General features: G+C 71.2%; 16 protein-coding genes and 2 rRNA genes. 10 read left to right on the top strand and 8 right to left on the bottom strand.

What is annotated here, in order from left to right; all coding sequences use genetic code 11:
- A 23S ribosomal RNA gene (locus ACIQFZ_RS06440) occupies positions 1 to 97 on the top strand; the annotation flags it as partial.
- An 86-nt stretch (positions 98 to 183) separates the two neighbouring features.
- A 5S ribosomal RNA gene (gene rrf, locus ACIQFZ_RS06435) occupies positions 184 to 300 on the top strand.
- A gap of 96 nt (positions 301 to 396) precedes the next feature.
- On the opposite strand, the gene ACIQFZ_RS06430 is transcribed toward rrf, so the two are convergent.
- From ACIQFZ_RS06430 to ACIQFZ_RS06410, 5 genes are read right to left on the bottom strand one after another with little or no spacing between them, the layout of a single operon-like run.
- The gene (locus ACIQFZ_RS06430) at positions 397 to 1,707 is read right to left on the bottom strand and encodes a DUF58 domain-containing protein (RefSeq protein WP_383057840.1); all 1,311 of its coding nucleotides are present in this window, start codon (positions 1,705 to 1,707) and stop codon (positions 397 to 399) included.
- Complete coding sequence (locus ACIQFZ_RS06425) at positions 1,707 to 2,696, bottom strand: AAA family ATPase (RefSeq protein WP_402690746.1); 990 nt, start codon at positions 2,694 to 2,696, stop codon at positions 1,707 to 1,709. Before ACIQFZ_RS06425 ends, ACIQFZ_RS06430 begins: the two co-directional genes overlap by 1 nt.
- Positions 2,696 to 3,892 (bottom strand): DUF4350 domain-containing protein, encoded by a 1,197-nt coding sequence (locus ACIQFZ_RS06420; RefSeq protein ID WP_402690745.1) that lies wholly within the window; start codon positions 3,890 to 3,892, stop codon positions 2,696 to 2,698. Before ACIQFZ_RS06420 ends, ACIQFZ_RS06425 begins: the two co-directional genes overlap by 1 nt.
- Positions 3,889 to 4,668, bottom strand: a complete 780-nt coding sequence (locus ACIQFZ_RS06415; protein WP_376653416.1) for a DUF4129 domain-containing protein — start codon at positions 4,666 to 4,668, stop codon at positions 3,889 to 3,891. The genes ACIQFZ_RS06420 and ACIQFZ_RS06415 overlap by 4 nt, the downstream gene beginning before the upstream one ends.
- 4 nt (positions 4,669 to 4,672) lie before the next feature.
- Complete coding sequence (locus ACIQFZ_RS06410) at positions 4,673 to 6,010, bottom strand: glycerophosphoryl diester phosphodiesterase membrane domain-containing protein (protein ID WP_402690744.1); 1,338 nt, start codon at positions 6,008 to 6,010, stop codon at positions 4,673 to 4,675.
- A 140-nt stretch (positions 6,011 to 6,150) separates the two neighbouring features.
- Between ACIQFZ_RS06410 and mtnA the strand changes: the two genes are divergently transcribed.
- The 7 genes from mtnA to ACIQFZ_RS06375 all read left to right on the top strand — a co-directional run bounded on the left by mtnA (position 6,151) and on the right by ACIQFZ_RS06375 (position 15,026).
- Positions 6,151 to 7,293: an S-methyl-5-thioribose-1-phosphate isomerase gene (gene mtnA, locus ACIQFZ_RS06405; RefSeq protein WP_365425418.1), complete on the top strand. Its 1,143-nt coding sequence runs from the start codon at positions 6,151 to 6,153 to the stop codon at positions 7,291 to 7,293.
- Between the two features lie 113 nt (positions 7,294 to 7,406).
- A complete protein-coding gene (gene mtrA / locus ACIQFZ_RS06400) occupies positions 7,407 to 8,096 on the top strand; it encodes a two-component system response regulator MtrA (protein WP_402690743.1) in 690 nt (229 codons plus the stop codon).
- Position 8,097: 1 nt separating this feature from the next.
- Positions 8,098 to 10,170 carry an MtrAB system histidine kinase MtrB gene (gene mtrB, locus ACIQFZ_RS06395; RefSeq protein ID WP_402690742.1) on the top strand — a complete coding sequence of 691 codons (2,073 nt, stop codon included), beginning with the start codon at positions 8,098 to 8,100 and terminating at the stop codon, positions 10,168 to 10,170.
- Positions 10,160 to 11,998 (top strand): LpqB family beta-propeller domain-containing protein, encoded by a 1,839-nt coding sequence (locus ACIQFZ_RS06390; RefSeq protein ID WP_402690741.1) that lies wholly within the window; start codon positions 10,160 to 10,162, stop codon positions 11,996 to 11,998. The genes mtrB and ACIQFZ_RS06390 overlap by 11 nt, the downstream gene beginning before the upstream one ends.
- A 195-nt stretch (positions 11,999 to 12,193) precedes the next feature.
- Positions 12,194 to 13,063, top strand: a complete 870-nt coding sequence (locus ACIQFZ_RS06385) for a ComF family protein (RefSeq protein WP_383057851.1) — start codon at positions 12,194 to 12,196, stop codon at positions 13,061 to 13,063.
- 315 nt (positions 13,064 to 13,378) lie between these two features.
- On the top strand, positions 13,379 to 14,065 hold the full coding sequence (gene hpf / locus ACIQFZ_RS06380; protein WP_365425410.1) for a ribosome hibernation-promoting factor, HPF/YfiA family: 687 nt from the start codon (positions 13,379 to 13,381) through the stop codon (positions 14,063 to 14,065).
- A gap of 214 nt (positions 14,066 to 14,279) precedes the next feature.
- On the top strand, positions 14,280 to 15,026 hold the full coding sequence (locus tag ACIQFZ_RS06375) for a response regulator transcription factor (protein WP_365773668.1): 747 nt from the start codon (positions 14,280 to 14,282) through the stop codon (positions 15,024 to 15,026).
- Between the two features lie 35 nt (positions 15,027 to 15,061).
- Here ACIQFZ_RS06375 and ACIQFZ_RS06370 read toward each other — a convergent pair whose 3' ends face one another.
- The gene (locus tag ACIQFZ_RS06370; protein WP_365434786.1) at positions 15,062 to 16,264 is read right to left on the bottom strand and encodes a DNA glycosylase AlkZ-like family protein; all 1,203 of its coding nucleotides are present in this window, start codon (positions 16,262 to 16,264) and stop codon (positions 15,062 to 15,064) included.
- A gap of 63 nt (positions 16,265 to 16,327) precedes the next feature.
- Positions 16,328 to 16,906: a GNAT family N-acetyltransferase gene (locus ACIQFZ_RS06365; protein WP_365434783.1), complete on the bottom strand. Its 579-nt coding sequence runs from the start codon at positions 16,904 to 16,906 to the stop codon at positions 16,328 to 16,330.
- A 298-nt stretch (positions 16,907 to 17,204) separates the two neighbouring features.
- On the opposite strand from ACIQFZ_RS06365, the gene secA reads away from it, so the two are divergent.
- Positions 17,205 to 20,021 carry a preprotein translocase subunit SecA gene (secA, locus tag ACIQFZ_RS06360; protein WP_365434780.1) on the top strand — a complete coding sequence of 939 codons (2,817 nt, stop codon included), beginning with the start codon at positions 17,205 to 17,207 and terminating at the stop codon, positions 20,019 to 20,021.
- Between the two features lie 89 nt (positions 20,022 to 20,110).
- On the opposite strand, the gene ACIQFZ_RS06355 is transcribed toward secA, so the two are convergent.
- Positions 20,111 to 20,452 carry an Rv3235 family protein gene (locus ACIQFZ_RS06355; RefSeq protein WP_376653421.1) on the bottom strand — a complete coding sequence of 114 codons (342 nt, stop codon included), beginning with the start codon at positions 20,450 to 20,452 and terminating at the stop codon, positions 20,111 to 20,113.
- Positions 20,453 to 20,989: the final 537 nt, after the last annotated feature.

Here is a 20,989-nt window from a genome sequence, read left to right as displayed (position 1 = left end):
GTAAGGCTCCCAGTAGACGACTGGGTTGATAGGCCGGATCTGGAAGCACCGTGAGGTGTGGAGGTGACCGGTACTAATAGGCCGAGGGCTTGTCCTCAGTTGCTCGCGTCCACTGTGTTGGTTCTGAAACCACGAACAACCGTCGTAGCCTTGCTGCGGCTCCGGTTGATTGTTTCATAGTGTTTCGGTGGTCATAGCGTGAGGGAAACGCCCGGTTACATACCGAACCCGGAAGCTAAGCCTCACAGCGCCGATGGTACTGCAGGGGGGACCCTGTGGGAGAGTAGGACGCCGCCGAACAAATTTTAAAGAAAACCCCCGTGCCCTTCGGCACGGGGGTTTTCTGCGTTTACGCACCGTACCAGGGGCTTATGCCCCCGTCCCCTGCTCTCTCTTTCAGAGTCTCCCCGCTGTCTTCAGCGCCAGATACGCGTCCGCCAGCGCCGGCGCCAGATCATCCGGTGTGGCGTCGACGACGGTGACACCGTGGCGGCGGAGTTGCTCCGCCGTGCGGTGGCGTTCGGTCTGCGCCTGGGCCGCGGCGGCGGCTTCGTAGACCGCGTCCACGCTTCCCCGGGACGCGGCCATCTGTGTCACCAGCGGATCCGCCACAGAGGCCACCAGGACCGTGTGGCGCTGGGTGAGTTGAGGGAGCACAGGAAGCAGGCCCTCCTCGACGGGCGCCGCGTCCAGGCTCGTCAGCAAGACGATCAGCGAGCGGCGCGGTGCCGTACGCAGGGCTGTGGCCGTGAGACCCCGGGCGTCCGTCTCGACGAGTTCGGGTTCCAGTGTCGCCATGGCGTCGACCAGGGACGGCAGGACATCTCCTGCGGAGCGGCCCTGGACGAGGGCGCGAACCCGGCGGTCATAGGCCAGCAGGTCGACGCGGTCGCCGGCGCGGGAGGCGAGGGCCGCGAGGAGCAGGGCGGCGTCCATGGAGGCGTCCAGGCGCGGGGCGTCGCCCACGCGGCCCGCGGAGGTGCGGCCGGTGTCCAGGACGAGCAGGATGTGCCGGTCGCGTTCGGGGCGCCAGGTGCGGACGGCGACCGTGGACTGGCGGGCGGTGGCGCGCCAGTCGATGGAGCGGGTGTCGTCGCCGGGGACGTACTCGCGCAGGCTGTCGAACTCCGTTCCCTCTCCGCGGATGAGCACACTGGTGCGACCGTCGAGTTCCCGCAGTCGGGCGAGTTTCGAGGGCAGGTGCTTGCGGCTGGTGAACGGCGGCAGCACGCGTACCGTCCAGGGGACTTTGTGGGTGCCCTGGCGGGCGAAGAGCCCGAGGGGGCCGTAGGAGCGGATGGTCACGCGGTCGGCCTGGCGGTCGCCGCGACGGGCGGGGCGCAGGCGCGTGGTGACACGGCGGCGTTCGCCGGACGGCACGGTCAGGCGATGCCGGGAGGCCGTCATTTCGGTGCCCGGCTGCCAGCTGCTGGGGGGCCAGGCGTCACGGAGCCAGGCGCGCAGCAGGCGGCGCGAGGGGTTGGTGACCGTGAGGGTGACGTCGGCGCTCTCGCCCAGACGCACGGAGGTGTCCCCGGAGCGGGTCAGTCCGAGGCGCCGCACCGGTGCTGCCAGGGCGTAGTCGCAGGCGCAGGCCACGGCCAGGGGCGCGTTCACGGCGAGGATGCCCGACCAGCCCGGGTCCCAGATGCCGACGGGGAGGGAGCCGAGGGCCGCGAGGAGCGCGGCGCGTCCGGTGAGGGCCATCAGCGGGGGACCGGCACGTGGGCGAGGATCGCGTTGATCACCGAATCGGCGGTCACGCCTTCCATCTCGGCCTCCGGGCGCAGCTGTACACGGTGGCGCAGGGTGGACAGGGCCAGTGCCTTGACGTCGTCGGGGATGACGTAGTCGCGGCCGGTCAGCCAGGCCCACGCACGGGACGTCGACAGCAGCGCCGTCGCTCCGCGCGGGGAGACGCCGAGGGCCAGGGACGGGGATTCCCGCGTGGCCCGGCAGATGTCGACGACGTAGGCCGTGATCTCCGGGGAGACCCTCGTCTTGGCGATCGCGGCGCGGGCCGCGTCCAGGTCGGCGCGGCCGGCCACCGGGCGAATGCCGGCGGCGCGCAGGTCGCGCGGGTTGAAGCCGTCGGCGTGGCGGGTGAGGACGTCGATCTCGTCCTGGCGGGAGGGCAGCGGGATGGTCAGCTTGAGGAGGAAGCGGTCCAGCTGGGCCTCGGGGAGGGGGTAGGTGCCCTCGTACTCGACCGGGTTCTGGGTCGCGACGACCAGGAAGGGGTCGGGGAGCGGGCGCGGGGTGCCGTCGACGGTGACCTGGCGCTCCTCCATGGCCTCCAGCAGCGACGACTGGGTCTTGGGCGGGGTGCGGTTGATCTCGTCGGCGAGGAGGAGGTTGGTGAAGACCGGGCCGGGCTGGAAGGAGAACTCGGCGGTGCGGGCGTCGTAGACCAGCGAGCCGGTCACGTCGCTCGGCATCAGGTCGGGGGTGAACTGGACGCGCTTGGTGTCGATGTCGAGCGCGGCGGCGAGTGTGCGGACGAGCAGGGTCTTCGCCACTCCGGGGACTCCTTCGAGGAGGACGTGTCCACGGCAGAGGAGAGCGACGACGAGACCGGTCACGGCGGGATCCTGGCCGACCACGGCCTTGGCGATCTCGGCGCGCAGGGCTTCCAAGGAGGACCGGGCCTGGCCCGTGTCCCCGGTGCGCCCGGCGTTGTCAGTGGTCGGGTCCATCATGGACGTCGTACCTCTCTTTCGAGGGCGTCGAGTCGGTCGGCGAGGGTGACGAGGGCCGCGTCGTCGCCGGGCGGCGGGCCGAAGAGCAGGTCGTGCAGGGACTGTCCCTCGCCGTGGAGGCGGGCGGACAGGGCGGGGAGCAGGGCCTCGGGCGTGTGCGCCTGGGTGGCGGGGATGCCGACGAGGGGGGCCAGGCGGGTGCGTGTGGTGGAGCGAAGAGCAGCGGCGGCGCGGTCGCGGGCGTTCGCCTTGCGGTAGAGGCGCGCGTGGCCTTCGACGGTTTCGGAGGCACGGATCGCCACGGGGAGTTTTTCAGGCACGAGGGGACCGAGTCGGCGTGCCCGCCACAGGGCGGCCAGGGCCGCTGCGATGAAGAGTTGCAGGGTGCCCCAGAGCCAGCCCGAGGGCAGCAGATCGAAGAAGCCGCGGTCGCGGGTGTCGGGGGCCGACGCGTCGGAGAGCGAGGGGAGGTACCAGATCAGATGGGGGCGGGAGCCGAGGAGTTGCAGGGCGAGCGAGGCGTTGCCCTGCTTGGCGAGGCGGTTGTTGTAGAGGATGTCGGGGGTGCCGAGGACGACGGTGTCGCCGCCCTTGGTGGACTGCGGGATGCGCAGCAGGGTGGGCAGTCCGTCGCTGGGGTAGCAGGCGTCCGCCGTTTTGACGGTGGTGGAGTAGCGGATGCCGCCGCCGGTGTCCGCGGTGCCCGCGCGGCGGGCGGCGAGCAGGGAGCAGCCGGGGGAGAGGGTGGTGTCGAAACTGGGTGTGTGCGCCGCGGTGACGCCCGGGGCCAGGCCGCTGACGGAGGGAAAGTCGGGGGCGACGAGGATGGTGCGTCCGCCGGAGGCGTCGGTCGCGTGGCGCAGCCGGGACTGCTGTCCGTCCGTCAGCAGGTCGGGGGCGGCGACCAGCAGGGTGGTGTCGGGGCCGGCGGCGGCGCCTGCCTGGTCGAGGGTGGTGACCACGCGTGTGGACACGCCGTGGTCGGCGAGGAGCGCGGCGACGGCGCGGCTGCCGTAGGGGTCGGCGGAGTGCGGGTCCAGGCGGCCGTGCCGGGCGCCCGACTGGACCGCGGCGATCGCGACGGCGGCGGCGAGGAGGAGGACGAGGGCGAGCAGGAACCCGCGCGCGCGGGTCCACACCTGGCCGCCGGTGCGCGAGACCGAGGTGGAGGGGATCGTGGCCTCGGTGGTCATCCGGCGGCTCCCTGGTGGCCGGTGGGGGCCTTGCCGTGGCCGGTGCCGGCGAGTTGGGGCCTGGTGCGTTCGAGGTCGCGGTCGAGTTCGGCGATGCGGTGGTACGCCGCTTCGGTCGCCCTGCGGCCGCCGTATGTGACGTCGTCGAAGTCCCGGGCGGCGGCGCGCAGCCGGTCGGTGTGCGCGGGGAGGGCGCGGCCCGCCTCGGCGGCGGCCTCGTCGGCGGTGCGGCCGGGGCGTATGTCGAGCAGGGCCCGTTCCTCCAGGGAGCGGACGATGGCGCGCATGCGCTCCTGGACGGCCTGGTTCCAGTGATCCTGGGCGGCGTGCGCCTCGGCGGCGGCGCGGTGTTCGGCGGCGCTGCGGGGGCGGTCGTCGAACAGGGCGGCGGAGGAAGTGGGTTCGCGGCGCGGTGTGCCGAGGCGCCACCACAGGGCCCCGAGCACGGCGAGGACGGCCACGATGACGACGATCAGTCCGACGCCCCCACCCGGGGTGGCGACCGAGGCAGAGTCGAACAGTTTGCCGATCCAGTTCCAGAAGGCGTTCAGGGCGCGTTGCAGCAGGCCCGGGTCGTGCTCGTGGTACATCGGCTTGGACAGTTCGCGCTGGGCCGCCTCCCGTGCCGGGTCACGTGGGACGGTCACCGGTGGCTCGGCTGCGGAACGCGACTGCGCCAGGACCGCGCCGCGGGTGTGCAGCGCGATCCGCAGGGCTTTGTCCACGGCGCGTGGGAACGCCGGCAGTGCTGTGAGAACTCCCCCCGCCAGACTCACGGCATCAGCTCCCAGAGGCTGGTGCGTCGGATCCGTAGCCCTGGACGCCCGCGGCGCGGGCCAGGTCGAGGTCGAGGGCCTCGCGGCGGATGCGCTGGTCGATGTAGAGCAGCACGGTGACGCCGGCCGTGATCGGGAAGGTGATCGTGGAGCTGAGCACGGCCCCGATCCCGGTGATGATCAGGTAGGCCCAGCCGACGTTCGGGGTGCCGCTGAGGAAGGCGGACATGCCGCCCGCGCCGAAGACCATGGCGAGGGCGAAGAAGGGGATGGCGATGACAGCGGAGACGAGGCCCGCGATGAGTCCCGCCAGCAGCTGGATGCCGAAGACGCGCCACCAGGAGCCGCGGATCAGCTTGGCGGAGCGGCTCATCGACTTGGCGATGCCCTGCTTCTCCAGCATCAGGGCGGGCGAGGCGAGCGAGAAGCGGACCGCCAGCCACAGGGCGGGTACGCAGGCGACCAGGACACCCAGGAAGGCCAGTGCTATGCCCCCCAGGGGCGAGGTCGTGGTGGCGACGAGGATGCCGGGCAGCGCGCCGACGACGATGACGCCGAGGCAGATGAGCAGCAGCAGGATGACCAGCCCGAACAGCTCGAGCACCTGGGGGCGGGCGTCCCGCCAGGCCTCCGCGGTGGTGACCGGCTTGCCGAGGACCGCGCGGCTGGTGACCGTCGTGAGCAGTGCGGTGGCGATGACGGTGGCGACCAAGGAGAGGATCAAGACGGCGCCGGAGCCGAGCATGACGTCGCGCATCGCGCGGCCGACTTCGCCGGGGGTGGCGTTCCGGTCGCTGAGGACCTGGTTGCTCGTACCGTCGAGGACCAGGCGTTGCAGCAGGATGACGATGACTTGAGAGAAGACCGCGACGACCAGGGTGATGCCCAGGACGGTGCGCCAGTGGGCGCGCATGGTGGACACCGTGCCGTCGAGAATCTCGCCCACGCCCAGCGGGCGCAGCGGGATCACGCCGGGCTTGGCCGCGGGGGGCGGGCCGCCCCAGCCGGTGCCCCAGGCGCCGTAGCCGGCGGGACCGCCGTAACCGGGAGTGCCATAACCGCCGGGGCCGTAGCCGGCCGGGGGCTGTCCGCCCCAGCCGGGGCCGGCGGGTGGCGGTGGTGCCTGGCCGGGGGCCGCGGCTCCCGTGGGCGCGGACCACTGGCCCGGCGGCGGCTGCTCCTTGGACCACTTCACGCCGGGGCCCTGCGGCTGCTCGCCCGACTGGTCCGCGGGTGGTGCGGCGTCGGGGCGGCCGGCGGCGTCGGCAGGTCCGGACGCGCCGGTCTCCTGTCCGTCGGACGGGGCGGATCCGGGCGAGGCCCAGCCCGGAGTGTCAGTCATCGTCGCTCCTTCACGGTGCCCGTCCGCCGTCGCGGCGGCAGGTTGGCAGCCATCGTGCCATGGGGTGGTCTTCGGGCGACCGGCGGTGGTGGCGGCTGCGTACCTTCATTTGTCCGCCGGATAGGGGGCAGACTGACGGCATGGCTGATCAGTACGCGCAGACCCGCGAGGACGACCGGGCGGCCGGGACCTCGGTGATCCGCTGGGAAGAGCCGCCCGAGGGGCCGGTACTGGTCCTCCTCGACCAGACCAGGCTTCCCGCCGAGGAGGTCGAGCTGGTGTGTACGGACGCGCCCGCGCTGGTGGAGGCGATCCGGTCGCTGGCCGTGCGCGGGGCGCCGCTGCTCGGCATCGCCGGGGCGTACGGCGTCGCGCTCGCCGCCGCGCGCGGCTTCGACGTGGACGAGGCCGCGACCGCGCTGGCGGCCGCCCGGCCCACGGCCGTTAACCTCTCCGTCGGTGTGCGCCGGGCGCAGTCCGCTCATCAGACGGCGCTCGTCAGGACCGGGGACCCCGCGCAGGCCGCCTCGGCGGCGCTGGCCGCGGCGCGGCAGCTGCACCAGGAGGACGCCCGGGCCAGCGCGCGGATGGCCGAGCACGGGCTGGCGCTGCTGGACGAGCTGCTGCCCGGTGGCGGGCACCGCGTCCTCACCCACTGCAACAGCGGGTCGCTGGTGTCGGGCGGGGAGGGTACGGCGTTCGCGGTGGCGCTCGCTGCGCATCGCGCGGGACGGCTGCGGCGGCTGTGGGTGGACGAGACCCGGCCATTGCTCCAGGGCGCCCGTCTGACGGCGTACGAGGCGGCCCGCAACGACATGTCGTACACCCTGCTCACCGACAGCGCGGCGGGCTCGCTGTTCGCGGCCGGTGAGGTGGACGCCGTGCTGGTCGGCGCGGACCGTATCGCCGCCGACGGCTCGGTGGCGAACAAGGTGGGCAGCTATCCGCTCGCGGTCCTCGCGCGTTACCACCATGTGCCGTTCATCGTGGTGGCGCCGGTGACGACGGTGGACCCGGCGACTCCGGACGGTGCGGCGATCGAGGTCGAGCAGCGACCGAGCTACGAGGTGACCGAGTTTATCGCGCCCCAGGTCCCGGTCACGGGAGCCGGTGGCGGTCTCCCGGTCGCGCCGCTGGGCACGCAGGCCTACAACCCGGCGTTCGACGTGACCCCGCCGGAGCTGGTGACGGCGATCGTCACCGAGGAAGGTGCCGTCTCGCCGGTGACCGCCAAGGGACTGGCCGAATTGTGCGCCAGGTCGAGGGGGACCACGACAGACTGAGCATCGGCACCCCCGTTCTCGGGCCCGAGGCAGACAGTGACGGCTCCGTACGACTATCGTCACAGGCCAGTGAGCTGTCTCACCTGGATCTTCGCCACCGTTACGAGAATGGGATGATGTCGTTTATGAAGGGACGAGTCCTTGTCGTCGACGACGACACCGCACTGGCCGAGATGCTCGGGATCGTGCTGCGTGGTGAAGGTTTCGAGCCGTCTTTCGTGGCCGACGGCGACAAGGCGCTGGCCGCCTTCCGCGAGGCCAAACCCGATCTGGTCCTGCTCGACCTGATGCTGCCCGGCCGCGACGGCATCGAGGTGTGCCGCCTGATCAGGGCGGAGTCCGGAGTGCCGATCGTGATGCTGACGGCCAAGAGCGACACCGTGGACGTCGTCGTGGGCCTGGAGTCCGGCGCCGACGACTACATCGTGAAGCCGTTCAAGCCGAAGGAGCTCGTGGCCCGTATCCGGGCGCGGCTGCGCAGGTCGGAGGAGCCCGCGCCGGAGCAGCTCGCCATGGGCGACCTCGTCATCGATGTCGCGGGGCACTCCGTGAAGCGGGACGGGCAGTCGATCGCGCTGACGCCGCTGGAGTTCGACCTGCTGGTCGCGCTGGCCCGCAAGCCGTGGCAGGTGTTCACCCGCGAGGTGCTCCTGGAGCAGGTCTGGGGCTACCGGCACGCGGCCGACACCCGTCTGGTGAACGTGCACGTCCAGCGGCTGCGCTCCAAGGTCGAGAAGGACCCGGAGAAGCCGGAGATCGTGGTGACCGTCCGCGGTGTCGGTTACAAGGCCGGACCGAGCTGACGTGTCGGGGGACAGCGCCGCTTCGGCGCCCGGGGGTTCCGGGGCCGGCGCGGGGCGGCCTGTCGGCCGGACGAACGCCGGCTCCCGCTGGGGACGTCTTCTGGAGGGCGGGCTGCTGCACGGCGGCGTGCAGGGCAGCCCGGTCCTGCGTCTCTTTCTGCGCTGGGTGCGCCGGCCGCTGCTGCCCGGGATGCGGCTGTGGCGGCGCAACATCCAGCTCAGGGTGGTCGCCACCACCCTGCTGATGTCGCTGGGCCTCGTACTGCTGCTGGGTGTGGTCGTCATCGGCCAGGTGCGCAACGGACTGCTCGACGCGAAGGTGAAGGCCTCGCAGAGCCAGGCCACCGGTGGTTTCGCGGTGGCCAAGCAGCGGGCCGACGAGGAGGCGACCGGCCCCGGCGACGACGGCTCCGCCGCGGACGGCCACTCCTCGCAGAACGTCATCCAGTGGATGAGCGACCTGGTGTCGTCGCTGTCCAGTGGCGGTCAGGGCGCCTTCGACGTGGTCACGCTGCCCGCCGGCGACGACAGCGGTGGCGGGCGCGGTCCGCGCGCCTCCGGCGGCGTGAATCCGACGGCGAGCGTTCCGGAGGAGCTGCGCGCCCGCATCAACAACGGCATGGTGGCCGCCCAGAGTTACGCCCGCATCGTCTACCAGGACGGCGACAAGGGCTCCCAGCCCGCGCTGGTCATCGGCAAGCAGGTCAACGACCCCAACGGCGAGCCGTACCAGCTGTACTACCTCTTCCCGCTCACGCAGGAGGAGAAGTCGCTGAGCCTGGTCAAGGGCACGCTGGCGACGGCCGGTCTCTTCGTCGTCGTACTCCTCGGAGCCATCGCCTGGCTGGTGGTGCGGCAGGTCGTCACGCCGGTGCGGATGGCGGCCGGGATCGCCGAGCGGCTGTCGGCCGGGCGGCTCCAGGAGCGGATGAAGGTCACCGGTGAGGACGACATCGCGCGGCTCGGCGAGGCATTCAACAAGATGGCGCAGAACCTCCAGCTGAAGATCCAGCAGCTGGAGGAGCTGTCGCGGATGCAGCGCCGGTTCGTCTCCGACGTCTCGCACGAGTTGCGCACGCCGTTGACGACCGTTCGGATGGCCGCCGACGTCATCCATGAGGCGCGTGTGGACTTCGACCCGATCACCGGCCGCTCGGCGGAACTGCTCGCCGACCAGCTCGACCGGTTCGAGTCGCTGCTCGCGGACCTGCTGGAGATCAGCCGTTTCGACGCGGGCGCGGCGGCGCTGGAGGCCGAGCCGATCGACCTCAGGGAGGTCGTGAACCGGGTCGTCGGCGGCGCCGAGCCGCTCGCCGAACGCAAAGGGACGCGGATACGGGTTGTCGGCGACCAGCAGCCGGTCGTCGCGGAGGCCGACGCCCGGCGTGTGGAGCGCATCCTGCGCAATCTGGTCGTCAACGCCGTCGAGCACGGCGACGGCAGGGACGTCGTCGTCAAGCTCGCCGCGGCGGGCGGCGCGGTCGCGGTCGCGGTGCGCGACTACGGCGTCGGGCTCAAGCCGGGTGAGGCGACCCGGGTGTTCAGCCGCTTCTGGCGGGCGGATCCGGCGCGCGCCCGCACCACGGGCGGCACCGGTCTGGGGCTGTCGATCGCCCTGGAGGACGCCCGGCTGCACGGCGGCTGGCTTCAGGCATGGGGCGAGCCGGGCGGCGGCTCGCAGTTCCGCCTGACGCTGCCGAGGACCGCGGACGAGCCGCTGCGGGGCTCGCCCGTCCCACTGGAGCCGAAGGACTCGCGCCGCAACCGAGGGCTCGACGACGCCGGTCTGCCGAGCGGGAAGCGTGCCACCGTGCCGGTCCAGGCGACGGGTGAGCGGATGGCGTCGTCGCGAGACCCGATCGTGTCCCGGTCGGCGTCCCCGACAGCCGATCCGACGGCGCTGCCCGGCAACGGCGCGCGTGTGGTGCCCCGGCCGGCCGCAGGAGGGCGACGGCAGGAGTCGGTGTCCGCCGTGGACGCGGCAGGGGAGAGGCCTGCGGACTCCGCGGCCGCCGAGGAATCCGGGCCGCAGGACGACGTGACACAGCAAGGGGAGGCATTTCGTGGGCGCTGACCGCGTGGGGGGCGTGCGGCGGCCGGTGCGCGCGGTGGTGTACGCCGCTTGCGGGGTCGTACTGCTGGCGGGGTGTGCCTCGATGCCGGACAGCGGGGATCTGCGGGACGTGGAGTCCACCCCGCGCCAGGACAGCCAACTGCGGGTGTTCGCCATGCCGCCCCCGGAAGACGCCCAGCCCCGGGAGATCGTGCAGGGCTTTCTGGAGGCCCTGACCAGTGACGATCCGCAGTATGCGACGGCGCGTCAGTATCTGACGGGGACGGCGTCGGAGCACTGGCGGCCGGAGCAGTCCACGACCGTGCTCGCGAGCGACATCAATGTCAATCACACCCCGGGACACGACACCAGCCGTGACAGCAGCGACGACTACGCGTTCACGCTGACCGGCGACAAGGTGGCCCTGGTGGACAGGCAGCAGTCGTACACGCCGATGCGCGGCACGTACAGCCAGCCGGTCCATCTGACGCGGGACAAGAAGAGCGGGCAGTGGCGCATCGACGTTCTGCCACCGGGCATCGTCATGGGCCAGTCGGACTTCCAGCGCAACTACATGTCCGTCAACAAGTACTACTTCGCCTCCAACACCTGGGCGAATTCGGCCACATCGGCGACCGCCGTCGCCGATCCCGTCTTCGTGCGCCGGCGCGTGGACGCGATGACGCAGGTGGTGCGCTCCCTGCTGAGCGGGCCTACGGACTGGCTCGAGCCGGCGGTCAGTTCGAGCTTCCCGGCCGGGACGGAGCTGCGCCGCGGGGTCACCGCGCTGGCGCCCGACGACCAGAACCGGCTGACGGTGCCGCTGAACGAGAAGGCCTCCGGGGTCGGGCGCGAGAAGTGCCGGGAGATGGCGACCCAACTGCTGTTCACGTTGCAGAACCTGACACCCACCGTGGACACCATCACGCTCCAGCGCGCCGGCGGCGGCACACTGTGCTCGCTGGAGGAAAACCAGACCGAGGCCGTCGCCACGCGCGGGTCGGTGAAGGGGTCCGACTACCTGTACTTCGTCGACGACAAGAAGCGGCTGGTGCGGATCGACGTCAAAGGCACGAGCGCCGAACCCGTGCCGGGGGCGCTGGGCGAGGGCGTCCAGAAGCTCCAGGCGGCGGCGGTGTCGTGGGACGAGCGCACCGCGGCCGGGGTCGCCGACGACGGCAAGTCGCTGTTCGTGGGCTCGCTCCTGGCGGGCGGCGCCCTTGACACGCCGGTGCTGCAGAGCCAGGGCAAGGTCGAGGGCGACCGGCTGACGGTACCGAGCTGGGACGCGCGCGGGGACCTGTGGGTGGCCGACCGCGATCCCGCAAGGCCGCGGCTGGTGGTACTGGAGCAGGGCCGGGGCCAGCCGCTCGACGTGCGGGTCCCCGGGCTGAAGGGGCGCGTCGACGCGGTGCGGGTGGCCGCCGACGGGGTGCGGATCGCCCTGGTCGTGCGGGCGGAGAACGACAGCAAATCCCTGCTCATCGGGCGGATCGAACGCGACGAAAAGGCCGGGGACCGGCCGGTGGTATCGGTGCGCGAACTGCGTTCGGCGGCTCCGGAGCTGGAGAACGTCACCGCCATGTCGTGGGCCGGCGACAGCCGCCTCGTGGTGGCCGGGCGGGAGCATGAGGGCGTGCAGACGATGCGATACGTCCAGGTCGACGGCTCCACGCCGGAGGGCCCGCCGCCGGCGGCGCTCACGGGGGTGCAGTCGATCGCTGCGGCCGAGGACGACCAGTCGCCGCTGGTGGCGTACTCCTCGGAGGACGGGATCGTCCGGCTGTGGTCCGGGGCGCAGTGGCAGCAGGTGAACAAGGGCGGGTTGGCGCCGGTCTACCCGGGCTGAGCGCCCTTCCGTCCCGACCGGGCCGAGAGCTCTTTCCTCCCGGCTGGGCTGCGAGACTTTCCTCCCTCCCGAGCGGGCCGGGGCATCCCTCGGTCGCCCGTGTGGGGGAGTCCCGGTGGCGGCTGGCGGGAGTTGTCCACAGGGGGTTGTCCACAGGGCTGGCCGGGACGGTGCGCTGTCGGCACAGTGGAAGACATGCACGGGTGGTGGCAGGACCTCACCGACCTGGTGCTGCCGACCGAGTGCGGCGGCTGCGGCAGGCCTCGCACAGTGCTCTGTCCTCGGTGCCGTGCCGTCCTCAGTCATGGCGCACCACGCCGGGTGCGACCGGTTCCGGAGCCGTCCGGACTGCCGGCGGTGTACGCGGCGGCGCCGTACGCGGACGCGGCGCGGGCGGCCCTGCTCGCCCACAAGGAGCGGGGCGCACTGGCTCTGGCACGCCCGCTGGGCACGGCGCTGGCGGGTGCTGTACGGGCCGGGCTGCGGGCGGCGGCGACGGGAGCGGGGGGAGCAGGAGCGGGAGCCGGGGCCGCCTCTGGGGCGGCCGGTGAGGCCGTGCTGCTCGTCCCCGTGCCGTCCGCGCGGCGGGCGGTGCGGGCCCGGGGGCACGATCCCGCGCGGCGGATCGCGCTCGCGGCGGCCGGTGGGCTGCGGCGGTCAGGGACGCCGGCCCGGGCCCTGGCGGTGCTGCGCCAGCGGCGCGTCGTGGCGGACCAGTCGGGGCTGACCTCCCGGCAGCGGCTCGAGAACCTCGCGGGCGCGCTGGAGGTGACCGCGGGCGGTGCGCGGCTGCTGCTGAGCGGTCCGGTGGTGCTGGTCGACGACGTCATGACGACGGGGGCCTCCTTGGCGGAGGCGACGCGGGCGGTCACGACGGCCGTGTACACGGCGGGGGGCCGGGAAGGGATGAGGAAACGGAAGTCGGGATCAAGGCAGAAGGAGCGGAAGGAGGGGAACTCGATGTACGGCGCACCGGAAATGGCGGGGGTGTACGGCGCCGGTGGTGTGGTCTGCGCGGCGGTCGTCGCGGCCTCTCCGGATTCCTTTGGAATGGACCGGAACTGACTGAGAACTTGCATCGTTGCAGGTAATGAGCGGGTCAATTCACCTGAACGGAGGTACGCCGCAGTAGAGGGTGACGTCATCCGTCCGGGCGAGATATGTTCGGGTTGTGAGGGAAAGGCGCAGGCCATCCCCGTCATATCCGAATGCCGTGCTGCGGGTTTTCGCTATCACCCGTACCGGCCGGGTGGAGATCTTGCCTGCGGGGCAGGAGGAGGTGGACGTCACCGAGTCCGAGGTTCCGGAGCTCACCGGAACCGGGTGCACAAGGGAGATGCTCCGCCGTCGGAGCGGAGCGATCCGGGAACGGAGTTCTGCGTGGACATCGTCGTCAAGGGCCGCAAGACCGAGGTGCCCGAGCGGTTCCGCAAGCACGTGGCCGAGAAGCTGAACCTGGAGAAGATCCAGAAGCTCGATGGCAAGGTGATCAGCCTCGACGTCGAGGTGTCCAAGGAGCCCAACCCCCGACAAGCCGACCGCTGCGACCGGGTGGAGATCACGCTCCGCTCCCGCGGTCCGGTGATCCGGGCGGAGGCAGCGGCCAGCGATCCGTACGCCGCGCTCGACCTGGCGGCGGAGAAGCTCGGTGCCCGGCTGCGCAAGCAGCACGACAAGCGTTTCTCGCGGCGTGGCGCACGACGGATCTCGGCCGCCGAGGTCCCCGACCACGTCCCCGGCGCGGCGACCCTGAACGGCAGCGGTCAGACCGCCACGGAAGCGGACGCGGGCCAGGTTCCCACCAAGAAGGTCGGCTCGCTGGAGGTACAGGGGGACGGACCCCTCGTCGTCCGCGAGAAGACTCACGTCGCCTCTCCGATGACCCTCGACCAGGCCCTCTACGAGATGGAGCTGGTCGGGCACGACTTCTATCTCTTCGTCGACTCCGAGACCAAGGAACCCAGCGTCGTCTACCGGCGGCATGCCTATGACTACGGAGTGATCCACCTCCGGACGGACACGATGGTCACTCAGGCGCCCGAGGCGGGCGGCACACTGGGCGGTTGAGCCGCCCCGGCGACAACAACAGCTGCGACGGTGCCCCTGGAGCGCGGTGTGCGCCCCCAGGGGCACCGGTGTGCGCCCCCTTCACAGGCCGCTTGGTCACCGCAGTGTCGGTCGGGCATGGAATCATGGCGGCAACGGCTCAACCGATGGGCCGTTGCCTTGGGTTGGCCACCGCACCACAGACCGGGCCACAGCCTCAGGGGGAGGAACAACGATGGCGGACAGCTTCGGACCGATGAGGGACGAGGACGCCGACGGTGGCGTCGTCGGCGTGGCACCGGAGGCGGGCACTGCGCGCAAGGAGCCGATCAGAGTCCTTGTCGTGGACGACCACGCCCTCTTCCGTCGCGGCCTGGAGATCGTGCTCGCCGCCGAGGAGGACATCCAGGTGGTCGGCGAGGCGGGTGACGGGGCGGAGGCCGTCGACAAGGCCGCCGACCTGCTGCCCGACATCGTGTTGATGGACGTACGCATGCCCAAGCGCGGCGGGATCGAGGCGTGCACGTCCATCAAGGAGGTCGCGCCCAGCGCCAAGATCATCATGCTGACGATCAGCGACGAGGAGGCCGACCTCTACGAGGCGATCAAGGCCGGCGCCACCGGCTACCTCCTCAAGGAGATCTCCACGGACGAGGTGTCCACCGCCATCCGCGCCGTGGCCGACGGGCAGTCGCAGATCAGCCCCTCCATGGCGTCGAAGCTGCTCACCGAGTTCAAGTCGATGATCCAGCGGACCGACGAGCGCCGCCTCGTCCCCGCCCCCCGGCTGACCGACCGTGAGCTGGAGGTACTCAAGCTCGTCGCCACGGGGATGAACAACAAGGACATCGCCAAGGAGCTGTTCATCTCCGAGAACACCGTGAAGAACCACGTCCGCAACATCCTGGAGAAGCTCCAGCTGCACTCCAGGATGGAAGCGGTGGTCTACGCGATGCGGGAGAAGATCCTCGAGATCCGGTAGGGCCCGGTAGGGCTCGCCGTGGGCTGCCCGGAAGGTCAGCCCACGGCGCGGGAGAGTTCCAGCACGAGGGGCTCGCGCAGTTCGGGCGCCTCCACCCGTTCCACGCGTACGTCCGTGCAGTCCACCCAGCTCGCCGCCTCGACGAGCGCCTGGGCCACGGCGGGCACGGACCGGACGCCGTCCAGGGTGACCTGCTTGGCCACGAGGGTGCGGCCCTCCCGGGCGGGGTCCACGCGGCCGACGAGGCGGCCGCCGGCGAGCACGGGCATCGCGAAGTAGCCGTGGACCCGCTTGGGCTTGGGGACGTAGGCCTCCAGGCGGTGGGTGAAGCCGAAGATCCGCTCGGTGCGCGCCCGCTCCCAGACCAGCGAGTCGAACGGGGACAGCAGCGTGGTGCGGTGGCGGCCGCGCGGGGGTGTGGCCAGCGCCTCCGGGTCCGCCCAGGCCGGCTTGCCCCAGCCCTCGACCGTGACCGGCACCAGCCCGGAGTCCCCGATCACCGCGTCGACCTGCTCGCTCTTGAGGCGGTGGTAGTCCGCGATGTCCGCACGGGTGCCGACGCCCAAGGACTGGCCGGCCAGGCGGACCAGCCGGCGCAGGCACTCGGTGTCGTCCATGTCGTCGTGCAGCAGTTCCTCGGGGACGGCGCGCTCGGCGAGGTCGTACACCCGCTTCCAGCCCCGGCGCTCCACGCAGACCACCTCGCCGTACATCAGGGCGCGCTCGACGGCGACCTTGGTGCCCGACCAGTCCCACCACTCGCTGGTCTTCTTGGCCCCGCCCAGCTCCGTCGCCGTCAGGGGGCCCTCGGCGTGCAACTGCTTGACGACCTGGTCGTACGTCCCGTCGGGCAGCTCGTGGTTCCAGTGCGGGCGGTTGCGGTAGGCGCGGCGGCGGAAGGCGAAGTGGGGCCACTCCTCGATGGGCAGGATGCAGGCGGCGTGCGACCAGTACTCGAAGGCGTGCGGGCGCGCCGATGGTGTGCCGGCCGACGCGGCCGTCCAGTAGGCCCGCTCGACGGTGCTGCGGCCGACCGCGCCGAGGCGGGCGTAGGGCACGAGCTCGTGGGAGCGGGCGAGCACCGAGATGGTGTCGAGCTGGACCGCGCCGAGGTGCCGGAGGACACCGCGCACACCGGACCGCCCGTCGGGTGCGCCGAGGAAACCCTGGGCACGCAGGGCGATGCGGCGGGCTTCGTCCGCCGAGAGGTCGGTGGTGGGTCGCGGGAGCGAGGTCATGGCATCGCACGATAAGGGGCGGCACCGACAACGCGTGCTGAGCTGCGCTTTCGCCGACGGCCCCTATGCGGGAGCGGGCAGGTAGGGCGCCGCCGAGGGCAGGCTCAGGTCCGACGGCAGCAGGGAACCCACCCAGCAGTCCCGTCGTACCCCCTTGTTGTTGAGCCCGGAGCGCAGGGTGCCCTCCACGGTGAAGCCGACCCGTTCGGCGACCGCGCGGGAGGCGTGGTTCCCGACCTCGGCGCGCCACTCCAGGCGGTCGACAGCGAGGTGGGTGAAGGCCCAGCGGGCGACGGTGAGGGAGGCCTCGGTCACATAGCCGTTGCCGCGGTGCTCCTTCGTGGCCCAGTAGCCGATCTCGGCCTCGCCCAGCGAACGCATCGTTATGCCGAGCGTGCCCACGAGGTCTCCGCCGGAGCCGGGGAGGAAGAGGCCGAAGGTGAACATCGAACCGTTGGCCCAGCCCAGGGGGACCATCTCCGCGGTGAAGCTTTGCGCGTGCTCGGGCAGGTAGGGCGAAGGAAGCTGGGAGAGCCAGCGCTGGATGTCGGGGTCCTGCACGGCCGCGTACACCGCGTCGGAGTCCTGGGGGCCGAGCGGGCGCAGGAGCAGACGGTCGGTGGTGAGCGTGACGGGTTCCATCGCCCGATTCTGCTCGGGGGCCGCGAGGGGCGCCATCCCTTTTCCCGGTGTGTGCGGGCTTGATCGTATTTCTCGGTATGTGGGGAAGTGATCACAATTCGCGCAAAACGTTGCCGGAACACGGCACCATCCGCGACCCGCGGACGTTGTTCACGTTGAGGCCTCCGTGAAGCTGCGGACGGGTGGCCTTGCGGCAGGCCCTCCCGGCTTGGCTGTGTCCTCGCATACGATGGCCGTTGCTCAGTACGTCAATGGAAACCGACCGTCCCAGGCCCGACCGGCAAGGAGACCAACCCCCGTGTCCGTCCTCTCGAAGATCATGCGTGCAGGCGAAGGCAAGATCCTGCGCAAGCTGCACCGCATCGCGGGCCAGGTCAACTCCATCGAAGAGGACTTCGTCGCCCTCTCCGACGCCGATCTGCGTGCCCTCACCGATGAGTACAAGCAGCGGTACGCGGACGGCGAGAGCCTGGACGACCTGCTCCCCGAGGCGTTCGCCACGGTGCGCGAGGCGGCCAAGCGTGTCCTCGGCCAGCGGCACTACGACGTCCAGCTCATGGGCGGCGCCGCCCTGCACCTGGGTTATGTCGCCGAGATGAAGACCGGCGAGGGCAAGACCCTGGTCGGCACCCTGCCCGCCTATCTGAACGCGATCTCGGGCGACGGCGTGCACATCATCACGGTCAACGACTACCTGGCCGAGCGCGACTCGGAGATGATGGGCCGCGTCCACAGGTTCCTGGGTCTGTCCGTCGGCTGCATCCTCGCGAACATGACGCCGGCCCAGCGCCGCGAGCAGTACGGCTGCGACATCACCTACGGCACGAACAACGAGTTCGGCTTCGACTACCTCCGCGACAACATGGCGTGGGCCCAGGACGAGCTCGTCCAGCGCGGCCACAACTTCGCCATCGTCGACGAGGTCGACTCCATCCTCGTCGACGAGGCCCGTACGCCGCTGATCATCTCCGGCCCGGCCGACCAGGCCACCAAGTGGTACGGCGACTTCTCCAAGCTGGTCACCCGCCTGAAGAAGGGCGAGGCGGGCAACCCGCTCAAGGGCATCGAGGAGACCGGCGACTACGACGTCGACGAGAAGAAGCGCACGGTCGCCATTCACGAGGCCGGTGTCTCCAAGGTCGAGGACTGGCTGGGCATCGACAACCTCTACGAGTCGGTGAACACCCCGCTCGTGGGCTACCTGAACAACGCCATCAAGGCCAAGGAGCTCTTCAAGCGCGACAAGGACTACGTCGTCATCGACGGCGAAGTCATGATCGTCGACGAGCACACCGGCCGTATCCTCGCCGGCCGCCGCTACAACGAGGGCATGCACCAGGCGATCGAGGCGAAGGAAGGGGTGGACATCAAGGACGAGAACCAGACGCTCGCCACGATCACCCTGCAGAACTTCTTCCGCCTCTACTCCAAGCTCTCCGGCATGACCGGTACGGCCATGACCGAGGCCGCCGAGTTCCACCAGATCTACAAGCTCGGCGTGGTCCCGATCCCGACCAACAGGCCGATGGTCCGCAAGGACCAGGCGGACCTGATCTACCGCACCGAGGTCGCCAAGTTCGAGGCGGTCGTCGACGACATCTCCGAGAAGCACGAGAAGGGCCAGCCGATCCTGGTCGGCACCACCTCGGTGGAGAAGTCGGAGTACCTCTCGCAGCAGCTCAGCAAGCGCGGCGTCCAGCACGAGGTGCTCAACGCCAAGCACCACGAGCGCGAGGCGTCGATCGTCGCCCAGGCCGGCCGCAAGGGTGCGGTGACCGTGGCGACGAACATGGCCGGTCGTGGTACGGACATCAAGCTCGGCGGCAACCCCGAGGACCTCGCCGAGGCGGAGCTGCGCCAGCGTGGCCTCGACCCCGAGGAGCACATCGAGGAGTGGGCCGCGGCCCTGCCGGACGCGCTGCAGCGCGCCGAGGAGGCGGTCAAGGCCGAGAAGGACGAGGTCGAGAGGCTCGGCGGCCTGTACGTGCTCGGCACCGAGCGGCACGAGTCGCGTCGTATCGACAACCAGCTGCGCGGTCGTAGCGGCCGTCAGGGCGACCCGGGCGAGTCCCGCTTCTACCTCTCCCTGGGCGACGACCTGATGCGTCTGTTCAAGGCGCAGATGGTCGAGCGCGTGATGTCGATGGCGAACGTCCCGGACGACGTGCCGATCGAGAACAAGATGGTCACGCGCGCGATCGCGTCCGCCCAGTCGCAGGTCGAGCAGCAGAACTTCGAAACGCGTAAGAACGTTCTGAAGTACGACGAGGTGCTCAACCGGCAGCGCGAGGTCATCTACGGCGAGCGGCGCCGCGTCCTGGAGGGCGAGGACCTTCAGGAGCAGGTGCGGCACTTCATGGACGACACCATCGACGCGTACGTGGGGGCGGAGACCGCCGAGGGCTTCCCGGAGGACTGGGACCTCGACCGGCTGTGGGGCGCCTTCAAGCAGCTCTACCCGGTGAAGATCACCGTCGAGGAGCTGGAGGAAGCGGCCGGGGACCGCGCGGGTCTGACGGCGGAGTTCATCAGCGAGTCCATCGAGGACGACATCCGCGAGCAGTACGAGGCCCGCGAGACGCAGCTCGGCTCCGAGATCATGCGTGAGCTGGAGCGCCGGGTGGTGCTGTCGGTGCTGGACCGCAAGTGGCGTGAGCACCTCTACGAGATGGACTACCTCCAGGAGGGCATCGGCCTGCGCGCGATGGCGCAGAAGGACCCGCTGGTCGAGTACCAGCGTGAGGGCTTCGACATGTTCACCGCGATGATGGAGGGCATCAAGGAGGAGTCCGTCGGCTACCTGTTCAACCTGGAGGTCCAGGTCGAGCAGCAGGTCGAGGAGGTGCCGGTCGAGGACACGAAGCCGGTGGCCGACCTGGAGAAGCACGACGCGGTTCCGGCGCAGGCCGGAGCGCGTCCGGAGATCCGGGCCAAGGGGCTGGACGCGCCGCAGCGGCGTGACCTGCACTTCTCGGCGCCGACCGTGGACGGCGAGGGCGGCATCGTCGAGGGCGAGTTCGCCACGGACGGTGAGCCCGTGCGTTCGGAGGCCGACGGCCTCACGCGCGCGGAGCGGCGCAAGCAGGCCAAGACCGGGCGCCGCCGCAAGAAGTGACCGGCGCTCTCTGAGAGAGCCGGCAGCGGACAGGGAAGGGCCGGGCACCCTCGGGTGCCCGGCCCTTCGGCTTTTGCTGCGGTCTGCCGTCAGGGCAGATCGTCCTTCGTGCGGGGCATACGGGGACCACCCAGTTCCACCGCCGTGCAGCGCCAGCGCCGGTCCCGACCCTGCTCCAGGCGGAACGCCATCGCGCGCAGCTGGTCGCCCGCGCCGATACGGGCGAAGGCCTCCACGGCGCCCGGGCGGGGCTCGTAGTAGCCGATGTCGCGCACGACGGGGCGGGCGCCGCGGGTGCGCAGCGCGCCGCGCTCCGCGAGCCAGGCGAGCTCGTCGTAGGCCCGGCCCGCGGTGTGCCGGAGCATCCAGTGCACGGGCCGCTGCCCGCTGAGAACGGCGAGCAGCCGATCGGCGAACAGATCGGTGGCCATGGGCAGCGAAACCGCCCGCACGGCGTCCTGAGCACCGGCCTCGATCCCCGCCGCGCCCACCACGCCTGCGGCGCGGGCTGTGCCCGCGTAGCCGCCCGGCGCGGACCTGTGGGTATCCGCCCGACGGGGTGTGGCTGCGGCCGCCGTGAGGGCTGCGACGTTGGCCGTGGGCGCCGGGTTGGCGCCTGGGTGGCCTGTGCCCGTGCGGGCTGAGCCCGCCGGGCGGCCTGGGGTCGTTCTGGTGGCCGTGCTCGTCGTGCCGGCCGCTGCGTTGGACGAGTGCGCCGGTTCGGCGCCCTGGTGTGCCGCGCCCGTCCTGCAGGCTGCGTCCGTCGAGCGGGCTGGGGCTGTCCTGGCGCCTGCGCTCGCCGTCGGGCCTGGGGCTGTCCTGGCGGTAGCGCTTGCCGTGCCGGTTGCCGTGTTGGCCGTGCGTGCCGGGTTGGTGCCTAGGTGGCCCGTGTCCGTCCTGCGGGCTGTGTCCGTCGTGTCCGCTGCCGCGTTGGCCGTGCGTGCCGGGTTGGCGCCTGGGTGGCCCGT

Source organism: Streptomyces sp. NPDC093064 (assembly GCF_044754605.1).
Lineage (GTDB): Bacteria > Actinomycetota > Actinomycetes > Streptomycetales > Streptomycetaceae > Streptomyces.
This window is presented reverse-complemented; position numbering and strand designations above follow the sequence as displayed.